The following is an 18792-nucleotide window of genomic DNA, read 5'->3' as shown; positions in this document are numbered from 1 at the left end:
ATCAGCCGAGTTCGCGAATCAAGGCGTCGGCACCCGGCCAGTCGCCGAACCCCGCTTGCGGGTTCAGGTGCCCGACGGCGCCCAGTTCGACGAGGCGGCTGCCCCACGACCGCGCCAACTCGCGCGCACGCTCGAGCCGCGCAAGCGGATCGTTGCTGCTCGCGGCCACGATGCTCGGGAACGGCAGCGGTGCGCGTGGAATCGGCAACCAGCCGTTGTCCTTCAGCATGTCGATGGCCGGGTAGCCCGCGGGCAAAGGCGTTTCGAGGTCCGCCGGCGTGGCCAGCAGCGCGCCGCGGATGTCGCGCGCAGGATGCGTCGCCGCCCAGTGCGCGACCATGATCGCGCCAGCGCTGTGCGCCACGATGACCACCGGTCCATCGATGCCCTGCAGGGCTCGGTCGATGGCGCCGACGCGCGCCGCGCAGCTCAGCTTGTCGTGTTCGAGCGGGGGCACGCTGCGCACCCGTGGAAGCCGGGCCGCCAGCAGTGTCTGCCAATGGTCGGGCACGTGGTCGCGAAGGCCGGGCACGATGAGAACGGTGGAAGGGATCGAGGTATTCATGGCAGCTGTTCAACGGGGTCGGTCGCCGGCAATGGCCGTGCGTTGCATTCGTCGCGTGCAAGGCGGGCCGTACATCGCGATGCCCCGGATTCTGGTGACGGCCGTGTTCTCCCGATTGACATTGCGCGCCAGCCACTTACCCTTCGGTGCCACTTCAGTGCTCAGGCTTTCGATGTCTTCCCTGGTCCGCGCGGCAAGTCTTACCAACTACAGCGAGGTCGCCCGCGCCAGTGGCCTCGATCCGGTGCGCATGCTCCTGGATGCAGGCCTGAGCCCCAGCGTTCTGCACGAACCCGACCTGATGATTCCGGTCGAGAACGTCGCGTCGCTGCTCCAGTCGTCGGCCACCAGTTCGGGCAATGAGAGCTTCGGCCTGTGCATGGCGGAATCGCGGCGCCTGTCGAATCTTGGGGCGGTTGGCCTGCTGATCCGCGACCAGGCGACCTTGCGGGATTCGCTCGATGTGCTGATCCGCTACCAGTCGCTGCTGAACAGCTCGCTCTCGCTGATGCTCGAAGAGTTCGACCATGTGGTGGTCATCCGCGAGGAAGTCCGGCCCGGCAAGGGGAACCAGGCCACGCGACAACGCATCGAGCTTGCGCTGGGTGTGTTGCTGCGCCTGATGCGCCAGTTTCTCGGCGCGGACTGGCAGCCCCGGCGCGTGTGCTTCGCGCACTCCGCACCGCGAGACCTTCGCACCCATCAACGGTTGATCGGCCGCGTGGTCGAGTTCGATAACGACTTCAACTGCATCGTCTGCGCCAGGGAAGACCTGGCCATGCGCAACCCGTCGGCAGACCCGGCCATGGCGCGCTACGCGCAGCAACTGCTGGACGCATCGGCCAAGCTGCCCACGGACACCATGCTCGACGACGTGCGGCGCACCATCTTGCTGCTGCTCCCCAGCGGGCGCTGCACGATCGAGCAGGTGTCGGACCATCTGGGCGTGGTGTGCCGAACGATCCAGCGCCGCCTGGCGGACGAAGGGCAGACCTTCTCTTCGATCGTCAACGACGTGCGCACGGAGCTCGCCACGCGCCATGTCCTTGAAAGCGACCGTCCGCTGGCCGAGGTTGCGACCTTGCTCGGCTTCTCCGCACCCAGCGGGCTGTCGCGCTGGTTCCATGCGCAATTCGGTTGCAGCGCCAAGGAGAGCCGGGCAAGGCGCAGCGCGGGGCGCCGCCGGGCGGCCTCCCCGCTTGCCGGTGATTGACGCGGAGAATCGGCCCAGCCCCTTCCACGGACACGTACCCTTGGCGACCTTCTCGACGACCGGCTTGACCGGCGCCCCGCGCGACCTTCTGCTCAAAGTGACACCGCCGCGCGTGCCGCGCCACCTGGTGTCGCGCGCCCGCCTCTTGTCGAGCGCCGAAGCGCTGCGGGACTGCGCGGTTCTCGTGGTGCAGGCGCCATCGGGGTTCGGCAAGACATCGCTGCTGGCGCAATGGCGACTGGAGTACCTGAGCTTGGGTCTGCCGGTCGCCTGGGTCTCGGCGCAGAGCCATGACGATCCGGGCCGGCTGGTGCAGAGCCTGGCGCTGGCACTGCGCGCCGCCATGGGGCGCCCTGCCTTCGGCCGTGGCGTGCTTGAGGACGACAGGCCGGGCAACCTCGCCAGCGTCACTGCCCTGCTCTGCGAACTGACGCAGGCGGCCTTGAATGTGGTGCTGGTCATCGACGAGGCCGACCGGCTGCCGGCGGCATCGCGCGAAGCCCTGGCCTACCTGCTGCGCAATGCGCCGCCCAATGTGCGCAGGTTGATCGCGGCGCGACCCGACGGCCGGCTGGACATCGAAGACCTGGTCGCATACGGCCAGTGCGTGGAGATCGGCCCGGCGCAGCTGAAGTTCAGCCTCGACGAAACGCTGCAGCTCGTGCAGGCCCGCTTCGGCGCGCGCGTCGATCGCAACATGGCCGCGCGGCTGCATGAGCTGACGGAGGGATGGCCGCTGGGCTTGCAGCTGGCCATGACGATCATTTCGCGCGGCGCCGATGCCCACGCCGCACTCTCAGACATGACGGCGGCGGCCGGCGAGCTGAAAGGCGAACTCGTGCGGCTGCTGCTGCTTAACCTGGACCCGGACGATCGCGATTTCCTGGTTTGCATCGCTGCGCTCGACCTGCTGCACCCGGATCTCTGTCGGGCTGTGTCAGGTACCGAAGACGCCGCGGCGCGGCTGGCCCGGCTGAACAACGACACGCCGGTCTTCGCCGCCGCAGAAGGCGGCGATTGGCTGCGCATGCACGCCCTGGCGCGCGACGTGCTGCGCCAGCGCTTCACCGCGCTCGATGCCGCCGAGCAGGTCGCGGTGCATGCGCGCGCAGCGCAGTGGCTGGCAGCGCACGACCTGCTCGACGAAGCGGCCAAGCATGCGCTGAGTGCGGGCCAGCACCAGACAGCCTATGAGTTGGCGGAGCGCAGCCTGTACGAGTCCCTCATGCGGCGCGGCCGGCAGGCGGCCGTGATCGAATGGCTCGCGCAGTTGCCCGCCGATGAACTCGACCGCCGCCCGCGCCTGATGCTGGCGGCGGCATGGACGCTTGCCTCCAGCGAGCGGCATGAAGAAGCCCAGCGCTTCGTGGCGCGCATCCTGGTGCAGCCCGACGCCGGCGACGCGCTGCGCTGCGAATGCGCACTCATCCTCGGCGGTGCCGCCGTGTTCGCGGACGACCCCGACCACTTCGTCGCGTTGCATGCGCCGTGGGCCGGCACGGTTCCGCTGACCGAACCGCTGCTGCTCCAGTCGCATGCCAACCGCATGGCGTATCGCGCGCTGCTCGAGGGCGAGCCGGCCCTGGCGCGCTTGCGCCAGCAACAGGCCCCGCGCGGACATTCCGGCCATGGCATCAACTACATCCGGCGCTGGAGTGAACTGGTCATCGGCCTCAGCTATGTCTGGGAGGGGCAGGTCTTGCTGGCCGAGCAACTCCTGCGGCCTGCCGTGGCGAGCGCCGAAGCTGAACTGGGGCGGCGCCATCGCTTCAGCTGCAACCTGGCCGCGCTGCTCGCCGCGGTGGCCTGGGAGCGCGACCTGCCGGGCGACGCCGCGACGCTGCTGGCCGACCGTCTCGACGTGCTCGAACACAGTGGCATGCCCGAATCGCTGCTGCTGGCCTACCGCACAGCGGCCCGCATCGCGGCAGCCGAAGGCGCCGAACACCGCGCGCTGGCGTTGCTGAACGCGTTGGATGCAGCAGGTACCGCGCGGCGCCTGCCTCGGTTGCGCATTGCCAGCCTCGCCGAGCAGGTGCGCCTGCATGCGCGGCACCGTCGCGCCCAGACCTGCCGCGAACTGTGCGAGCGGATCGACGCGCAGTTGGCCGACCCCGCGCTGCCGCAAGGGCCGCTGTGGCGGCGCAGCGTGGAAGCGCTACGCGATGAAGCACACGCCCAGGCGGCCATGGCGGCTGGAGACTGGCCGGACGCCCTGGCGCACCTGATGCGGGCCGATGACCGGGCGCGGCAGCTCAAGCAGGGTGGCCTGCACATCGAGCTGCTCGGGCTGCGCGCCCTTGCGCTCGAACGCAGCGGCCAGGCGTCACAGGCGCTTATCCGCGAAGCGATGGACCTGGCACGTGCCTACGGGCTGCAGCGCGTCTTCTCCGACGCGCACCCCGATCTCGGGGCCTGGGTGGGCACGCTCTCGGCCGAGAGCGCGCAACCCGAGATCACCGTGGCCGTCACCGCCCCGGCGCCGCAGCCGATGCCCGCACCGAGCGCAACGCACGGCACCGTGCTCACGCCCAAGGAAGGCGAGGTGCTGACGCTGCTGGCCCGCAACCTGTCGAACAAGGAAATCGGACGCGCCATGCAGGTGAGCGAAACCACCATCAAGTGGCACGTCAAGAACCTCTTCGCCAAGCTCGATGCGGGCACCCGCGCGCAAGTGGTGCAGCGCGCGCGCATCCTGGGACTGCTCGCCCTCGAGCGCTGAATCAGGGTTACCCCTCCCCTCTCGGCACCCCGCCCCCTCCTGCGAGGAGGGGGCGCCGGAGAGGGGCACGACCTACTCTTCTTGTCAGCACAGGGCATCGCCAACGCGCGGTGTCACACGATCGGCAAAGGAGACAAAAAATGGGTTCGACGAACCAGCCAGCGCCCCCGAACGGGGCACTCGCCGTCCTGACACGCGGCATCGAGGTTCACCCGGTGACCTGCGCCATCGGCGCCGAGTTGCGTCACGTGTCGCTTGCCGATGCGTCGCGCGATGCCGGCCTGGCCGCCGAGATCCGCGCGCTGCTGGTGCAGCACAAGGTGCTGTTCTTTCGCCAGCAGGCGCTCACGCGCAGCGAGCACGTTGCCTTCGCCCGCCACTACGGCGAGCTCGAAGACCACCCGGTGATCGGCAGCGACCCCGAGCATCCCGGCCTGGTGCGCATCTACAAGAACCCCGAGACGCCGGTCGACCGCTACGAGAACAGCTGGCACACCGACGCCACCTGGCGCGAGAAGCCGCCCTTCGGCTGCGTGCTGCGCTGCGTGGAATGCCCACCGGTGGGCGGCGACACCATGTGGGCCAACATGGCGCTGGCCTACGAGAAGCTGCCGGTGCACATCCAACAGCAGATCGCCGGCCTGCGCGCGCGCCACAGCATCGAGGCCACCTTCGGCGCCGCCATGCCGATCGAGAAGCGCCTGGCCCTGAAGGCGCAGTTTCCCGATGCCGAACATCCGGTGGTGCGCACGCACCCCGACACGGGCGAGAAGATTCTTTTCGTCAACGGCTTCACGACGCACTTCACCAATTTCCATACGCCGGCCAACGTGCGCTACGGGCAGGACTACCAACCGGGCGCCGCGATGCTGCTCGCGTACCTCGTGAGCCAGGTCCAGATCCCCGAGTACCAGTTGCGCTGGCGCTGGCAGCCGGGCGACGTGGCCATGTGGGACAACCGTTCGACCCAGCATTACGCGGTCATGGACTACCCGCCCTGCCATCGAAAGATGGAGCGGGCCGGCATCGTCGGCGAAGCGGTCTTCTGAGCGGGCCCCGCCCTGCACTTTCCTTCTCTTTCCCTCTTTTACTTTCTACCGAGGTATCTGCCATGAATTTTCTCGACGGCCATCTGTTCCCCGAAAACCAGCAGCCGCTGATCATTACCGCCGCGCCGTACGCGCCGTCATGGGTGCCCTCCGACTTCCCCGAAGACATCCCGGTCACGATGGAAGACCAGATCCAGAAAGCGGTGGATTGCTACAACGCCGGCGCCACGGTGCTGCACCTGCACGTGCGCGAACTCGATGGCCGGGGCAGCAAGCGCCTGTCGAAGTTCAACGAGCTGATCGCCGGCGTGCGTGCCCGCGTGCCGGAGATGATCATCCAGGTGGGCGGCTCGATCAGCTTCGCGCCCGAGACCGATGGCGCGGCCGCCAAATGGCTGAGCGACGACACGCGCCACATGCTGGCCGACCTCGACCCCAAGCCCGACCAGGTGACGGTGACGATCAACACGTCGCAGATGAATGTGCTGGAACAGTTCGACGTCCGCGACATCAAGGGCACCTCGATGGAAGACCCCGCTGTCTTCAACGCCTACAAGGAGATGACGGTGCCGGCCCAGCCGGGCTGGGCCGAGGAGCACATCCGTCGCCTGACCAAGGCCGGCATCCAGAGCGCCTTCCAGTGCTACAACATCAACAGCTTCGAGTCCGTCGAGCGATTGATCCGGCGCGGGATCTACAAGGGGCCGCTGGTGATGAACTGGGTGGCCATCGGCGGCGGCATGGATGCGCCCAACATCTACAACCTGGCCAACATGACGCGTGCCGTGCCCGACGGTGCGGTGCTCACGGTGGAAAGCTCGGTGCTCAACGTGTTGCCCGTCAACATGATCGGCATTGCCATGGGCCTGCACGTGCGCACCGGCACCGAAGACAACCTCTGGAACCAGTCGCGCACCGCGAAGATCGGCACCGTGGCGCAGATCGAGCAGCTGGTGGCCATCTCGCGCCAGTTCGGCCGCCCGATCGCGACGGCCGCACAGGCGCGCGAGATCTCCAAGATCGGCGTCTTCTACGACACGGTGGAAGAGACGCTGCTCGCCAACGGCTTCGCGCCCAACCGCAACGGTGGCCAGCAGGGATTCCTGCGCAAGGCGGCCTGAGCCGGCCCTGCCCGCCCCTCCCCCACCTCACAGGAAACGCACCATGACCAAGGCCATCCGCTTCTACGAGACCGGCGGTCCGGAGGTTCTGAGGCTCGAAGACGTCGAGGTCGGCGAGCCCGGCCCGGGCCAAGCCCGTGTGCGCCATAGCTACATCGCCGTCAACTTCATCGACATCTACTTTCGCACCGGCCGCTATCCTCTGGCATTGCCTAACGGGTTGGGCTCCGATGCAGTTGGTGTGGTTGAAGCCATCGGACCGGACGTGACCGACATTCGCGTGGGCGACCGCGTGGGTTATCTCATCGGACCCCAGGGCGCGTACTCGCAGGTACGGGTGATGCCAGCCGACGTGCTGATCCCGCTGCCCGACGGCATCTCCGACCGCACCGCCGCCACGCTCATGATGAAGGGCATGACGGCGCAGTACCTGTTCCGCCAGGTCTATCCGCTCCAGGGCGGCGAGACCATCCTGTATCACGCGGCAGCGGGCGGCGTGGGCCTCATCGCCTGCCAGTGGGCACGCGCCATGGGCGTGACGATGATCGGCACCGTCAGCACCGACGAAAAGGCAGCCATCGCCAAGGCCAACGGCTGTGCCCACACCATCGTGACCTCGCGCGAGAACATCGCGCAGCGCGTGCGCGAGCTGACCGACGGCAAGGGCGTACCGGTGGTCTACGACTCGGTGGGAAAGGACACGCTGCAGGCCTCGCTCGATTGCCTGCAGCCGCGCGGTTCCCTGGTCAGCAATGGCACCTCGTCGGGCTCGGTGGTCGTCGACTCGCAAGTGCTCGCTGCCAAAGGCTCGATCTGGCTCACGCGGCCGGCAATGATCCATTACATCCAGCCGCGTTCGCACATGCTCGACATGGCGCGCGAACTGTTCGATCACGTGCTGGCTGGCCGTATCGTGAACGAGCCGCAGCAGAGCTTTGCGCTCGCCGATGCGGCCGAGGCGCATCGCGCGCTCGAAGGGCGCAGGACCACGGGCGCCACTGTCCTCGTACCTTGAACCGCGAGAGACCATCATGACCATGCACCTGCATACACGCCACCAGGGACAGGCCGATGCCGATGGCTACCTGATCGGACCTCGCCAGGCCTGGTTCGCCTTCGGCATGACCGCCGCCCTGATGCTGTTCGACTACATCGACCGCCAGGTGATCGTGTCGCTCTTTCCCCATCTGAAGGAAGCCTGGAGCCTTTCGGACAAGCAACTGGGCGGACTGGCTTCGGCCGTTTCAGTGACCGTGGCCCTGGCCGGCATTCCGGTGGCGCTGGCGGCCGATCGCTTCAGCCGCGTCAAAAGCATCGTGGTCATGGCGTTGGTCTGGAGCCTTGCGTCCATCTCCTGCATGTTCACGGGAAGCTACGGCCAGTTGCTGGCCGCCCGCGCGGTGGTCGGGCTTGGCGAAGCGGGCTATGGCTCGGTCGGTGCGGTGCTGATCGCCAGCCACTTTCCGTCCCGCATGCGCGGCATGCTGATGGCCGCCTTCTTTGCCTGCGCATCGATTGGCTCGGTCCTGGGTGTTCTGCTCGGTGGCGTCATCGCAGCCCACTGGGGGTGGCGCGCCGCGTTCGGAGCCGTGGGTGTTCCGGGGCTGCTGCTAGCGCTGCTGTACCTGAAGGTGCGGGACTACCCCACGGTTTCGCTCACGCCACGGCTGGATCAGGCGGTGCGCTCCCCGCAAGGAACGTTGAGCGCCATCGTCCGGCGGTTGATGGATTCGCGCACGCTGCTCTGGGTGTGCCTGGCGGCACCGGCGCAGGTGATCCTGATCTCTTCGGTCTGGTCCTGGCTGCCGAGCTACCTCAACCGCATGCACGGCCTGGCAACCGACCAGGCCGCCATCCGCGCCGCCATCGTCGTGCTGTGCGGCGCCGCAGGAAGCGTGGTCTGGGGCGCTGTCGCCGACCGCGCGGGTCAATCGCGTCCGCGCGCAAAACTGCAAGTGACGGCGCTGCTGTGCGCGGTCTCCGCGGTGGTGCTGGGCTTTGCATTCGGTGCCCCGTACCTGGGCGTGGTGCTCACCCCGCAGGCGCAGTTCGCGTGGATTGCCGTCGGAGGCTTCTTCATGGCGTGCCTCTCGGGCGTGGTCGTCGCAGTGACCATCGACGTCATCCATCACAGCATCCAGGCCACGGGTGCCTCGGTGCTTTCCTTGTTCCAGAACCTGCTGGGCCTGGCTGCGGGGCCGTTCATCGCCGGCCTGCTGTCCGATGCGTGGTCGCTCCAGATCGCCATGGCGGTGATGCCGGTCTTCGGCCTGTTGTCGGCCGGCCTCTTCGTGGTCGCATCTCGCAGCTACGAGAAGGACTTGCAGCGCGCCAGTGTGTGGGCCACGGACGATGCGGGAAGTGCGCCAACGGTCACGCCCCAAGCGGCTGCGGCCTGAGGCGGGTCAGTGAACCGTGGCGATCGTGAGCTTGATCCGGTCGGCGAAGCTCAATGGACACAAGCATGCATGCCCCAACGACATCCGCCGGCCAGTGCGCCGGAATGTTGTTGCCGCATCGCTGGTTGCCGTTGCCAACCTAGGTCTGGGACAGAAAGGCGTCGGCATCCCCAGCCTCGCACTTCCAATCCGCGAACACGCCGACCAGGTGGCAGCTCGCACATCGGCAGCCGATGTAGTACCAGCGAACGTCGTTGCTGTCCGCGTACAACGCGATGCCCGACAACAGTTCAAACGCCTCCGCATCGCAGATGCACTCGTGGCGTTCAACCTGCGCTTCACTTGCGTACTCGGCGCTGTCTCCCATGAAATGAATGACGCCGCAACGAACACAAGTTCGCCTTGCCACGCCTTCATCTTCATCGGACTCGAGCTTGAACAAGCTGCTGCCGCACGCGCATGCCGAGAGCGAGAACTTGACGGCCGTGTACCCGTTGGCCTTGCTGTAGGCGATGACTTCGGCCTCGATGTCCTGAGGGGTTGAGCCGTACCAGTACTTGCCCTTTTTCTGCAGTGTCATGGCTGGGGTGCCGGGAAGCGGTCCGGCGTTTCGACTTCTGACAACACTACGGTGTATTGCAGGACATCGTGGCGTCGACGTAGTGCTTGCCGTTCGACAGCGGCTTCTCGAATGTCACCTTGAATGATCCAGCGACAGGCTGACCCTTGTAGTTCTTGCTGCAGTTCGACTCCAGGGTGACTTGCGCCTTGGCGACCGCGTCGCTACGAGAGGCCCCTTCTGCCGTTCCACTGACGACAACGGTTTCCGCGAGAGCCACCTGGCTGCCAGCAGATGCGATGAGGGCTACAGCGATGAAACGCAACTTCATGCGAACAAACTCCCTGAGGTTGTGGTGTGTGAATAGCATAGCCACGGAACCCGGCACGGAAGGTAATTGCCTGTAAGTGCCTTGGCTCTTGCCAATGCTGAATGCTGTTGCCGGGGCCTCACGCCAGGCGTGCTGCTGGCTCCCGTGACTCAAGGGATGACGCGGATGGTGGTGCGCGGACGCACGTCGGCCGACGGTACGGTGACGCCCTTGGCTTCGCTGCCGTCGGTCTTCCAGACCAAGGTAGCGCCAGGAAACTCTTCCTTGCGCGTCATTGCATCGGCCTTCTCGGCCAGCACCGCGATGCTGCCCTTTGCTTCGGGGTTCCAGGCCAGTACCTTGACGGCGCCGTACCAGACCACCGGCATCTCGGCATCGAGGCGGCGGTCGGGACACAGGATCACATCGTTCTTGAGCAGCACACGAAGCGCATCGACCTTGACTGCGCGCACACCGGGCGTGGTGCGTTCCTTGGAATGGCCAGGGCAGATGGCCGACGAACGTTCAAGCGTGGCCTCGTAGGTGGTGGTGTCGCTTTGTGCATAGGCGGTGCCTGTGAGAACCAGAGTGGCGGTCAAAGCGAGACGAGACCAAGAGTGGCGATGGGGCATCGATGCGTCCTTCCTGAATGCTTGTTGTGCGCGAATGCCGCAGCAGTATTGCAAAAGCCGCCTCCCGCCATGTCAGTCTGGTACTTACGGCGTTGTCAGTCGGTGCCTCGCGCTGCGGCCACACGTCACAAGCGGCCGCACTCGATCATCTTGAAGAGCTCTCGACAAAACGAAGCCGGCCGGCGGTCATCGTTCGCCGCCCTGCGAGCTTGATTGTCAAGTTTCGTTTGCGAGTGCATCAATCCATTGAGGACTACTGGTCTGCCAATCAAAGTCCTAGGATCAAGCGCAATTTTTCGCAAGGAGCGATTTCATGAGCGACAACAACATCGATGGCAAGGTCGTCGTCATCACCGGCGCGAGCAGCGGACTGGGCGAGGCTACGGCGAGGCACCTCGTGGCACAGGGTGCGCGTGTCGTCCTGGGCGCGCGCCGCATCGACCGGCTGCAGGCCATGGTCGAGGAAATGAAGGCGAACGGTGGCCAGGCGATCGCGGTCGAAACGGACGTCTCCGACAAGGCGCAGGTCCAGCATCTCGTCGATGCGGCGATCACGGCCTTCGGCCGCATCGACGTCTTGATCAACAACGCGGGCCTGATGCCGCATTCGCCGCTCGAACGCCTGAAGGTGGATGACTGGGATCGCATGATCGACGTCAACCTAAAGGGCGTGCTGTACGGCATTGCGGCCGTGTTGCCGCACATGCAGCGTCAGAAGTCGGGGCACATCATCAACGTCTCGTCCGTTGCCGGCCACAAGGTCTCGCCCAACGGCGCCGTGTATGCGGCCACGAAGCACGCAGTGCGCGCGCTGTCCGAGGGGCTGCGCCAGGAGGTGAAGCCCTGGAACATCCGCACGACGGTGATCTCTCCCGGTGCCGTGGCCACCGAGCTGCCCGCCAGTGCGACCGAGCCGGACATCGCCGACGGCATGAAGGCGTTCTACGACGCCACAGCGATCCCGGCGGATTCGTTTGCTCGCTGTGTGGCGTTCGCGCTCAGCCAGCCCGACGACATGGACGTCAATGAAATCCTGTTCAGGCCGACCCGGCAGGCGTACTGAGTAGCCGCGCAGTCACTTATTCCCATCAGGAGCGGAAAGCCTCGAGGCCGCCACGTGGGCCCGGACGCTCATCAGTCGCTGATACCTCATCGTCGCGCGGCTGAAGCCGGCAGCGCGTCATCTTGGGCTCATGGCAAGCCCGTCGAATACGCCGTGCGCGCCGCGGCATGAAACCTCTCATGAAAAAACTGTTGCTGCCATTGGCGTTGGCCGTTGTCTCGATTTCGGGGTGGACTCAATCGACGACTGCGTCGGAGCGAAGCGCTTCTTCGATGAAGAGCGGGACGTCGTCCGCTCCGGTCGACGTGAACGTGTCGCATCGCGAAGACCGCGCCTCGTTCGACGGCGCGCCCGAGCGATTCACCGGACGCGTGCATGTCGAGATGCTGTTCGACCCCAGCGCACCTGCACGTGCCACCGCCGGATCGGTCACCTTCGCGCCCGGCGCGCGCACCGCCTGGCATACACATCCACTGGGCCAGACGCTGGTCATCACCTCCGGCATTGGTCGCGTGCAGTTCTGGGGCGGTCCGGTGCGAGATGTTCACCCGGGCGATGTCGTCTGGATTCCGCCAGGCGTGAAGCACTCGCACGGCGCCTCTTCGACCATGTCCATGACGCACATCGCGATCAGCGAGCAAGCCGACGGCAAGACGGTCACCTGGCTGGAGCAGGTTCAGGACGAACATCCCTCACAGGCCCGCTCGGATCTTGCCGCGATGAACACGGCTGCGCCTGCCGCGGAAGCCTCGGCGGCGCAGAAGCTGTTTGGCGACGTTGCGCCCGGTCTTGCGCAATTGACGGATGACGTGCTCTATGCCGACGTCTGGAATCGTCCCGGCTTGTCCAAGCGCGACCGCAGCCTTGTCACGGTCAGCGCGCTGGTCGCGATGAATCGTCCGGACCAACTGCGCTCGCATCTCGCGCTGGCCCAGCAGAACGGGGTGTCGCAGCAGGAGCTTTTCGAGGCGATCACGCATCTGGCGTTCTATGCCGGATGGCCGAGCGCCGTGACGGCAGCAACGACCGCGAAGGATGTGTTCGCGCGGCAGCGCTCCACCGGTGCGCTCCGCTGAAACGCAGGTCCTTCGCTTTTATTTTTCGAACTTCTTGACTTGTACCAACCGGGAATTTTCAGCTGACAACGGCGGTTGCGCACCGTGCCTGGAACGTTCGAGAACGGAAGAAGAGACGTCACTCAATATAGGTATGGGGGGGTATGCTATTCTTCATCGCATGACGCACACGATCTACGAAAAGCAGAAGCTCATGGCGCGGGTTCGCCGCATCCGCGGCCAGGTCGAGGCCATCGAGCGGGCCCTCGAAAGCGAGGCGGGCTGCGAACAGGTGCTGCATCGGATCGCGGGTGTGCGTGGCGCGATGGCCGGGCTCATGGCTGAAGTGGTCGAAGAGCACATCCGCACCCACCTGGTCGATGCGGAGAAATATCCCGGCGCCCTCGACCCCGACGCTACCGAGCAACTGCTCGAGGTCGTCCGCTCCTACCTCAAGTAAGGCCCCTCATGGCCAGCCTTGCGGACACTGCGGCGCCCCTCGAGCATTCCCACAACTTCCTCGGTGCCACGCATGCAACGAGCGAGCGCAAGACCTGGATGGTCATATGGATCTGCGGCGCCATGATGGCCGCCGAGATCGTCGGTGGCCTGGCGTTCGGTTCCATTGCGCTGGTGGCCGACGGCTTGCACATGAGTACGCATGCGGGCGCCCTGCTTCTTGCCGCGCTTGCCTACACCTACGCTCGCAAACACGCCGGAGACCGGCGCTTCACGTTCGGAACCGGCAAGCTCGGCGACCTCGCGGGTTTCACCAGCGCCATCGTGCTGGCGATGATCGCGCTGCTGATCGCCTACGAGTCGGTCCTGCGCCTGCTCGCGCCGGTGCCGATTCACTTTGCCGAGGCACTACCGATTGCCATCCTGGGCCTGGGCGTGAACGTCGTCAGCGCCTGGCTGCTGAGTGGCGGAGACCATCACCATGGGCATGGCCACGGCACAGCCGACAACGGGCACGGCCATGAAGAAGAAGCGCACGCGATCATGACCAGTGCCGGCCTCATGACCCTGTCGATCTTCGAGGACGGCGTACCCCCGCGCTTCCGGCTGCATGCGGAAACCGGCCCCGCCCCGGCGGCAAGATCGGTCCACATCGAAACGGTGCGCCCCGGCGGTGCACGCCAACGGTTCACCTTGGCCAACCGCGGAAGCTACCTCGAATCGGCCGAGGAGATTCCCGAACCCCATGCCTTCACCGCGCAGCTCCATCTTGGCGAAAGCGAAAGCCACGCGGTCGTGTTCGAGGAGCCCGAGGGTGAGCACGCGCATGGCGCGGCGCACCGGGACAACAACATGCGCGCCGCGGTGGTCCACGTGATCGCCGACGCGGCCGTCTCGGTGCTGGTCATCGTCGGCCTGTTGCTTGCCCGCGCCTTCGGCTGGCTCTGGATGGACCCACTGGCCGGCATCATTGGGGCCTGCGTCATCGCGAGCTGGTCTTACGGGTTGATCCGTGATACCGGTGCGATCCTGCTCGACATGAACCCAGACAGCCGCCTTGCAGACAAACTGCGGCAAACCATCGAGCGCGACGGCGACACGCTGTCGGACCTGCATCTCTGGCGTCTGGGCCCTGGTCACTTGGGTGCGATCGTGTCGGTGCGCACTGCGCGAGGACGCAGCGCCGACTACTACCGAGACCGGCTGGCAGCGTTTTCGTCGCTCTCGCACCTGACCGTCGAGGTGCAAGGCTGAGCCCGCTTCACGTGCAGCACAATCTGGCGATGCCACAGACGCTCCTTCGCCCCACCATGCAACAAACTCAAGCCGCCGATGCGATCGCAACGGCACCGGTCGCAATCCGCACACCTTCGAGCGCCCAGCGTTTGCGCCACGCCAAGCCCGCGCGAAAGTTCGGCCGCCGGCGTCCGAAGGTGTCGGGCTATCGCTTCCTCATGCTGGTCGTGTTCGCGGGCATCGTCATGGTCGACAGCTGGTTCGACCAGCATCTGTCGTCGGTGGTGAGTGCCGATGTCGTCGGCCCGATCTCCATCGTCGTCTGGATCCTCATCCTGCTCGGATCGTTCGATCTCGGCCCCTTCGCCGAAATCAAGAAAGCGATGCGCTGACGCGGCCTCAAGAAGGATTGGGCGTCAACTGAGATGCCAAACGGCGTAGCCCGCGAAGACTAGAGCGTAGATAGCTTTCGATCAGGAGCGCGCGGCCGTTGCGGCCGCACGCTCCCGCCGACAACAACCGCACTCGACTCAGGCGAGGTCGAACCTGTCGAGGTTCATCACCTTGGTCCACGCAGCCACGAAGTCGTCAACAAACTTCTGCTGGCCGTCCGAGCCTGCATAGACCTCCGCGATGGCGCGCAATTGTGCGTTGGAGCCGAAGACCAGATCGACGCGCGTGCCAGTCCACTTGAGCGCGCCCGTCTTGCGGTCGCGCCCTTCGAACAGGTCCCGGGTGTCCGAGGTGGCCTTCCACTCCGTACCCATGTCGAGCAGGTTGGCGAAGAAATCGTTGCTCAGCGTGCCGGGCTTGGCGGTCAGAACGCCGTGCTTTGTCTGTCCGACATTGGCATCGAGCGCGCGCAGGCCGCCCACGAGCACTGTCATTTCGGGCGCCGTCAGCGTCAACAGTTGCGCCTTGTCGATGAGCAGTGCTTCCGCAGCCACGCTGTAGCGAGCCTTCGCGTAGTTGCGGAAACCATCGGCGACCGGCTCCAGCGGCGCGAAGGACTCCACATCGGTCTGCGCCTGCGAAGCGTCCGCGCGTCCCGGTGCGAAGGGAACCTTGACCTCGCGGCCGGCGAGTCGGGCGGCTTGCTCCACGCCTGCGCCACCAGCCAGGACGATCAGGTCGGCGAGTGAAATCTTCTTGCCGCCCGTCTGCGCAGCGTTGAACTCACTGCGGATGCCCTCGAGCACCTGGAGGACCTTGGCCAGTTGCTCCGGCTGGTTGGCCGCCCAATCCTTTTGCGGCGCCAATCGAATCCGGGCACCGTTCGCGCCGCCTCGCTTGTCGGAGCCACGGAACGTGGACGCCGATGCCCAGGCCGTCGAGACGAGCTGCGCCGGGGTGAGGCCCGACGCGAGCACCTTCTTTGTCAAAGACGCGACGTCTTGCGCATCGACCAGCGGATGGTCGACAGCGGGGATCGGGTCTTGCCAGATGAGTTCTTCGGCAGGCACTTCCGGCCCCAGGTAGCGTGCGCGCGGCCCCATGTCGCGGTGAGTGAGCTTGAACCACGCGCGTGCAAAGGCGTCGGCAAGCTGGTCGGGGTTCGCGAGGAAGCGGCGCGAAATCTTCTCGTAGGCGGGGTCCATGCGCAACGACAGGTCGGTGGTGAGCATCGTCGGTGCATGGCGCTTGGACGGATCGTGCGCGTCGGGAATGGTGCCTGCACCGGCGCCACCCTTGGCCACCCACTGATGCGCGCCGGCGGGGCTCTTCGTCAGCTCCCATTCGTAGCCGAACAGGTTCTCGAAGAAGTTGTTGCTCCACTTCGTCGGCGTGGTGGTCCAGGTGACTTCCAGTCCGCTGGTGATCGCATCGCCTCCCTTGCCGGTGCCGAAGCTGTTCTTCCAGCCCAGGCCCTGCTCTTCGAGGCCAGCGGATTCGGGCTCGTGCGAGACGTGCGATGCCGCGGCAGCGCCATGGGTCTTGCCAAAGCTGTGGCCACCGGCGATCAGTGCCACGGTCTCTTCGTCGTCCATGGCCATGCGCGCAAAAGTGTCGCGGATGTCGTGGGCCGCGGCGACCGGATCGGGGTTGCCGTCCGGACCTTCGGGGTTCACGTAGATCAAGCCCATCTGCACTGCGCCAAGAGGGTTCTCCAGGTTGCGCGTGTGCGCGTCGCCGTCGGCCTTGTCGTCGGACGCCAGCACCGCGCCGCTCTTCTCGACACCCTCCGAGCCGTGGGCATAGCGCAGGTCACCGCCGAGCCAGGTCTTCTCGCGGCCCCAGTACACGTCCTGGTCCGGCTCCCACACGTCGGCGCGACCGCCGGCAAAGCCGAAGGTCTTGAACCCCATGGTTTCCAACGCAACGTTGCCCGTGAGAATCAGCAAGTCGGCCCACGAAATCTTCTGGCCGTACTTCTGCTTGATCGGCCAGAGAAGCCGCCGCGCCTTGTCCAGGCTCACGTTGTCGGGCCAGCTGTTGAGCGGCGCGAAGCGCTGCTGGCCGCGGCCGGCGCCACCGCGTCCGTCACCGATTCGGTAGGTGCCGGCGCTGTGCCATGCCATGCGGATGAAGAGCGGCCCGTAGTGGCCGAAGTCAGCGGGCCACCAATCCTGCGAGTCGGTCATCAAGGCGGCGAGGTCTTTCTTCACCGCGTTCAGATCGAGGCTCTTGAACGCCTTGGCGTAGTCGAAATCCTTACCCATGGGATCGGATTTCGATGAATGTTGATGGAGCAGATCGAGACGCAACTCCTTCGGCCACCAGTCGCGGTTCGTGGTGCCGGCACCTGTGGCCTGATTGAACGGGCACTTCGCTTCGGACTTGTCACTACTCTTCATGTGGGGCTCCTGGTTTCTGCAATGCGGGGGGACTTGAATTCTGTGGCAGAAACCTCTTCGGCGGGAATAGAAGCCTCTTATGCCGACGATAGTTCGCACCTGCAGCCGTGCGCGAATTTCGCGCAGCCTGGCAGTTGCATACCGAAGTTCGCGGGAGCTGTCCTGACCGTCAGGCCGACTACAAACTGCGACAGCTTTCTTTCGTGAGACGGGTATAAGCGCGAAACCCTTTGTCCTCCCTCCCCATTGGCCGAAAGAACCCACCATGTCCAGACATCTGCTCAAGCTTCAGCACCTCTTTGCCAAGTTGCAGACCCGGTACGGAGAGAACGACGAGGCTGTGCGCGAGCTCGGTGCCCAACTCGCGGCTTTGGAAATGATCGAAGCCAAGGGCGAAGAACTGCAGGTCGATTCGCACACGCCGCAGGTGGCCGGCAGATTCAGGTCAGGCGCGATCGCTGCCTCGCAGGCAGCCCGACTTCTATAGAAGGGTTGCGCGGCCGAGCATCACGCTCGGTTGCGGGCCCCCACGCCGGGCCCGTCTGAAGCCCTCGTGTGTCGCCTCAGCGATTGCGCCGCAGCGCACTTGCACCGATGCTGCCGCATGACCTCATCGACGACCCCCTTCAGCGCCTCCCCTGCCCTCTGCGGCCCGCTGCGCAAGCCGCGCCAGATGCTCAACGACCAGAGCTACGACGGCCACAAATCCATCCACGACGACAGCATGGCCGAGGGCTTGGGCCTTCGCGCCGGCCCCATCGAAGGGCCGACGCACTTCAGCCAGTTTGATCCGCTGCTGTTCGACATCTTCGGCAAGGCCTGGTTCGAAACCGGCTGTATCAGCGCGCACTACCAGAACATGGTCGTCGAAGGCGAAGAGGTGCGCGCCTTCGTGCAGCGCCCCGCGCCCGGCGAGCGCTTCGTGCGCCTGTGGGCCGAGAAGCGCGACGGCACGCCGGTGCTCACGGGCTCGGCGTCGGTGGGCGATGCGGCCGGCCTGCCGCATGAACTCGAGCAGCGCATCGCCAAGCTGCGCCCGGCCACCGGCCTGGTCATCAACCGCGACCTGAAGGTCGGCCAGCGCGGCGCCGTGACCGAGAAGGTGCGCATGGGCTTCGATCAGCACATGGGCAACTACTACCCCTTCAGCCTTGCCGACAAGCTGCAGGTCATCACCGAGCCAAGCCCGTGGTACATGCCCGAAGGGGCCGCCGGCTCGCCGTGGGGCCGCGCCATCATTCCGTTCGAGATGATCTCCGTGCTGCTGGGCAGCACCGTTGGCGAGGCCGGCTTCAAGGGGCGCGGGCCGGCCGTGGGCCTGTTCGCGGGGCAGCAGATCCGCCTGCTGAAGGGCCCGCTGTTCGTCGATCATCCGTACGAGCTGGAGCGCGAAATCATCGCGTTGAGCGAGAGCGCTCGCACCGAGTCGTGCTGGGTGCGCACCCGCGTCTATGACGGCCAGCCCGGCGCAGCACGCGAGCCGCTGGCCGAGATGATCCTCAATGGCGCGGTGCTGAAAGCGTCTTACGGGAACTACGAGACCGAGGCACGCGAACTGGGCCTTGTTGCCTGACGGCATATTTCAACTAGCTGCAACGCGCAGCTCAGCCGCGC

General features: G+C 65.8%; 18 protein-coding genes. 13 read left to right on the top strand and 5 right to left on the bottom strand.

Annotation, left to right across the window (positions count from 1 at the left end):
* Position 1 precedes the first annotated feature (1 nt).
* Positions 2 to 565: an RBBP9/YdeN family alpha/beta hydrolase gene (locus tag BLQ28_RS13490; RefSeq protein ID WP_093239955.1), complete on the bottom strand. Its 564-nt coding sequence runs from the start codon at positions 563 to 565 to the stop codon at positions 2 to 4.
* Between the two features lie 172 nt (positions 566 to 737).
* On the opposite strand from BLQ28_RS13490, the gene BLQ28_RS13485 reads away from it, so the two are divergent.
* From BLQ28_RS13485 to BLQ28_RS13460, 6 genes are all read left to right on the top strand, one after another.
* Positions 738 to 1778 carry an AraC family transcriptional regulator gene (locus BLQ28_RS13485; RefSeq protein WP_093239952.1) on the top strand — a complete coding sequence of 347 codons (1041 nt, stop codon included), beginning with the start codon at positions 738 to 740 and terminating at the stop codon, positions 1776 to 1778.
* Between the two features lie 40 nt (positions 1779 to 1818).
* Positions 1819 to 4500: a winged helix-turn-helix domain-containing protein gene (locus tag BLQ28_RS13480; RefSeq protein ID WP_093239949.1), complete on the top strand. Its 2682-nt coding sequence runs from the start codon at positions 1819 to 1821 to the stop codon at positions 4498 to 4500.
* Positions 4501 to 4700: 200 nt separating this feature from the next.
* The gene (locus BLQ28_RS13475; protein ID WP_093241628.1) at positions 4701 to 5549 is read left to right on the top strand and encodes a TauD/TfdA dioxygenase family protein; all 849 of its coding nucleotides are present in this window, start codon (positions 4701 to 4703) and stop codon (positions 5547 to 5549) included.
* Positions 5550 to 5611: 62 nt separating this feature from the next.
* A complete protein-coding gene (locus BLQ28_RS13470) occupies positions 5612 to 6670 on the top strand; it encodes a beta-keto acid cleavage family enzyme (protein WP_093239946.1) in 1059 nt (352 codons plus the stop codon).
* Positions 6671 to 6713: 43 nt separating this feature from the next.
* Positions 6714 to 7685, top strand: coding sequence for a quinone oxidoreductase family protein (locus BLQ28_RS13465; RefSeq protein ID WP_093239944.1), 972 nt, complete (start codon positions 6714 to 6716; stop codon positions 7683 to 7685).
* A gap of 16 nt (positions 7686 to 7701) precedes the next feature.
* A complete protein-coding gene (locus BLQ28_RS13460; protein WP_371126648.1) occupies positions 7702 to 9069 on the top strand; it encodes an MFS transporter in 1368 nt (455 codons plus the stop codon).
* A 139-nt stretch (positions 9070 to 9208) separates the two neighbouring features.
* Here BLQ28_RS13460 and BLQ28_RS13455 read toward each other — a convergent pair whose 3' ends face one another.
* The 3 genes from BLQ28_RS13455 to BLQ28_RS13445 form a co-directional block, all read right to left on the bottom strand.
* The gene (locus BLQ28_RS13455; protein ID WP_093239941.1) at positions 9209 to 9649 is read right to left on the bottom strand and encodes a hypothetical protein; all 441 of its coding nucleotides are present in this window, start codon (positions 9647 to 9649) and stop codon (positions 9209 to 9211) included.
* Between the two features lie 46 nt (positions 9650 to 9695).
* Positions 9696 to 9959, bottom strand: a complete 264-nt coding sequence (locus BLQ28_RS13450) for a hypothetical protein (RefSeq protein ID WP_143012489.1) — start codon at positions 9957 to 9959, stop codon at positions 9696 to 9698.
* Between the two features lie 149 nt (positions 9960 to 10108).
* Positions 10109 to 10537 (bottom strand): hypothetical protein, encoded by a 429-nt coding sequence (locus BLQ28_RS13445; RefSeq protein WP_256327286.1) that lies wholly within the window; start codon positions 10535 to 10537, stop codon positions 10109 to 10111.
* 346 nt (positions 10538 to 10883) lie between these two features.
* On the opposite strand from BLQ28_RS13445, the gene BLQ28_RS13440 reads away from it, so the two are divergent.
* From BLQ28_RS13440 to BLQ28_RS13420, 5 genes are all read left to right on the top strand, one after another.
* Complete coding sequence (locus BLQ28_RS13440) at positions 10884 to 11633, top strand: SDR family oxidoreductase (protein WP_093239934.1); 750 nt, start codon at positions 10884 to 10886, stop codon at positions 11631 to 11633.
* A gap of 179 nt (positions 11634 to 11812) precedes the next feature.
* Positions 11813 to 12709 carry a (R)-mandelonitrile lyase gene (locus BLQ28_RS13435; RefSeq protein WP_093239932.1) on the top strand — a complete coding sequence of 299 codons (897 nt, stop codon included), beginning with the start codon at positions 11813 to 11815 and terminating at the stop codon, positions 12707 to 12709.
* Positions 12710 to 12869: 160 nt separating this feature from the next.
* Positions 12870 to 13148, top strand: coding sequence for a metal/formaldehyde-sensitive transcriptional repressor (locus tag BLQ28_RS13430; protein WP_093239930.1), 279 nt, complete (start codon positions 12870 to 12872; stop codon positions 13146 to 13148).
* Between the two features lie 8 nt (positions 13149 to 13156).
* The gene (dmeF, locus tag BLQ28_RS13425) at positions 13157 to 14401 is read left to right on the top strand and encodes a CDF family Co(II)/Ni(II) efflux transporter DmeF (protein WP_093239927.1); all 1245 of its coding nucleotides are present in this window, start codon (positions 13157 to 13159) and stop codon (positions 14399 to 14401) included.
* A gap of 11 nt (positions 14402 to 14412) precedes the next feature.
* Positions 14413 to 14775, top strand: coding sequence for a hypothetical protein (locus BLQ28_RS13420; protein WP_093239924.1), 363 nt, complete (start codon positions 14413 to 14415; stop codon positions 14773 to 14775).
* A 138-nt stretch (positions 14776 to 14913) separates the two neighbouring features.
* Here the strand turns inward: BLQ28_RS13420 and katG are convergent, their stop codons facing one another.
* Entirely contained in the window at positions 14914 to 17178 is a 2265-nt protein-coding gene (katG, locus tag BLQ28_RS13415; protein WP_093239922.1) for a catalase/peroxidase HPI, read from the bottom strand.
* 265 nt (positions 17179 to 17443) lie between these two features.
* On the opposite strand from katG, the gene BLQ28_RS13410 reads away from it, so the two are divergent.
* Both BLQ28_RS13410 and BLQ28_RS13405 read left to right on the top strand, forming a co-directional pair.
* Positions 17444 to 17665 carry a hypothetical protein gene (locus BLQ28_RS13410; protein ID WP_093239919.1) on the top strand — a complete coding sequence of 74 codons (222 nt, stop codon included), beginning with the start codon at positions 17444 to 17446 and terminating at the stop codon, positions 17663 to 17665.
* Positions 17666 to 17782: 117 nt separating this feature from the next.
* Complete coding sequence (locus BLQ28_RS13405) at positions 17783 to 18751, top strand: hypothetical protein (protein ID WP_093239918.1); 969 nt, start codon at positions 17783 to 17785, stop codon at positions 18749 to 18751.
* The last annotated feature ends 41 nt before the right edge of the window (positions 18752 to 18792 follow it).

This window comes from Variovorax sp. EL159 (assembly GCF_900100965.1).
Classification (GTDB): domain Bacteria; phylum Pseudomonadota; class Gammaproteobacteria; order Burkholderiales; family Burkholderiaceae_C; genus Variovorax.
Note: the sequence above shows the minus strand (reverse complement) of the source record. Positions and strands in the feature narration are given on the sequence as shown.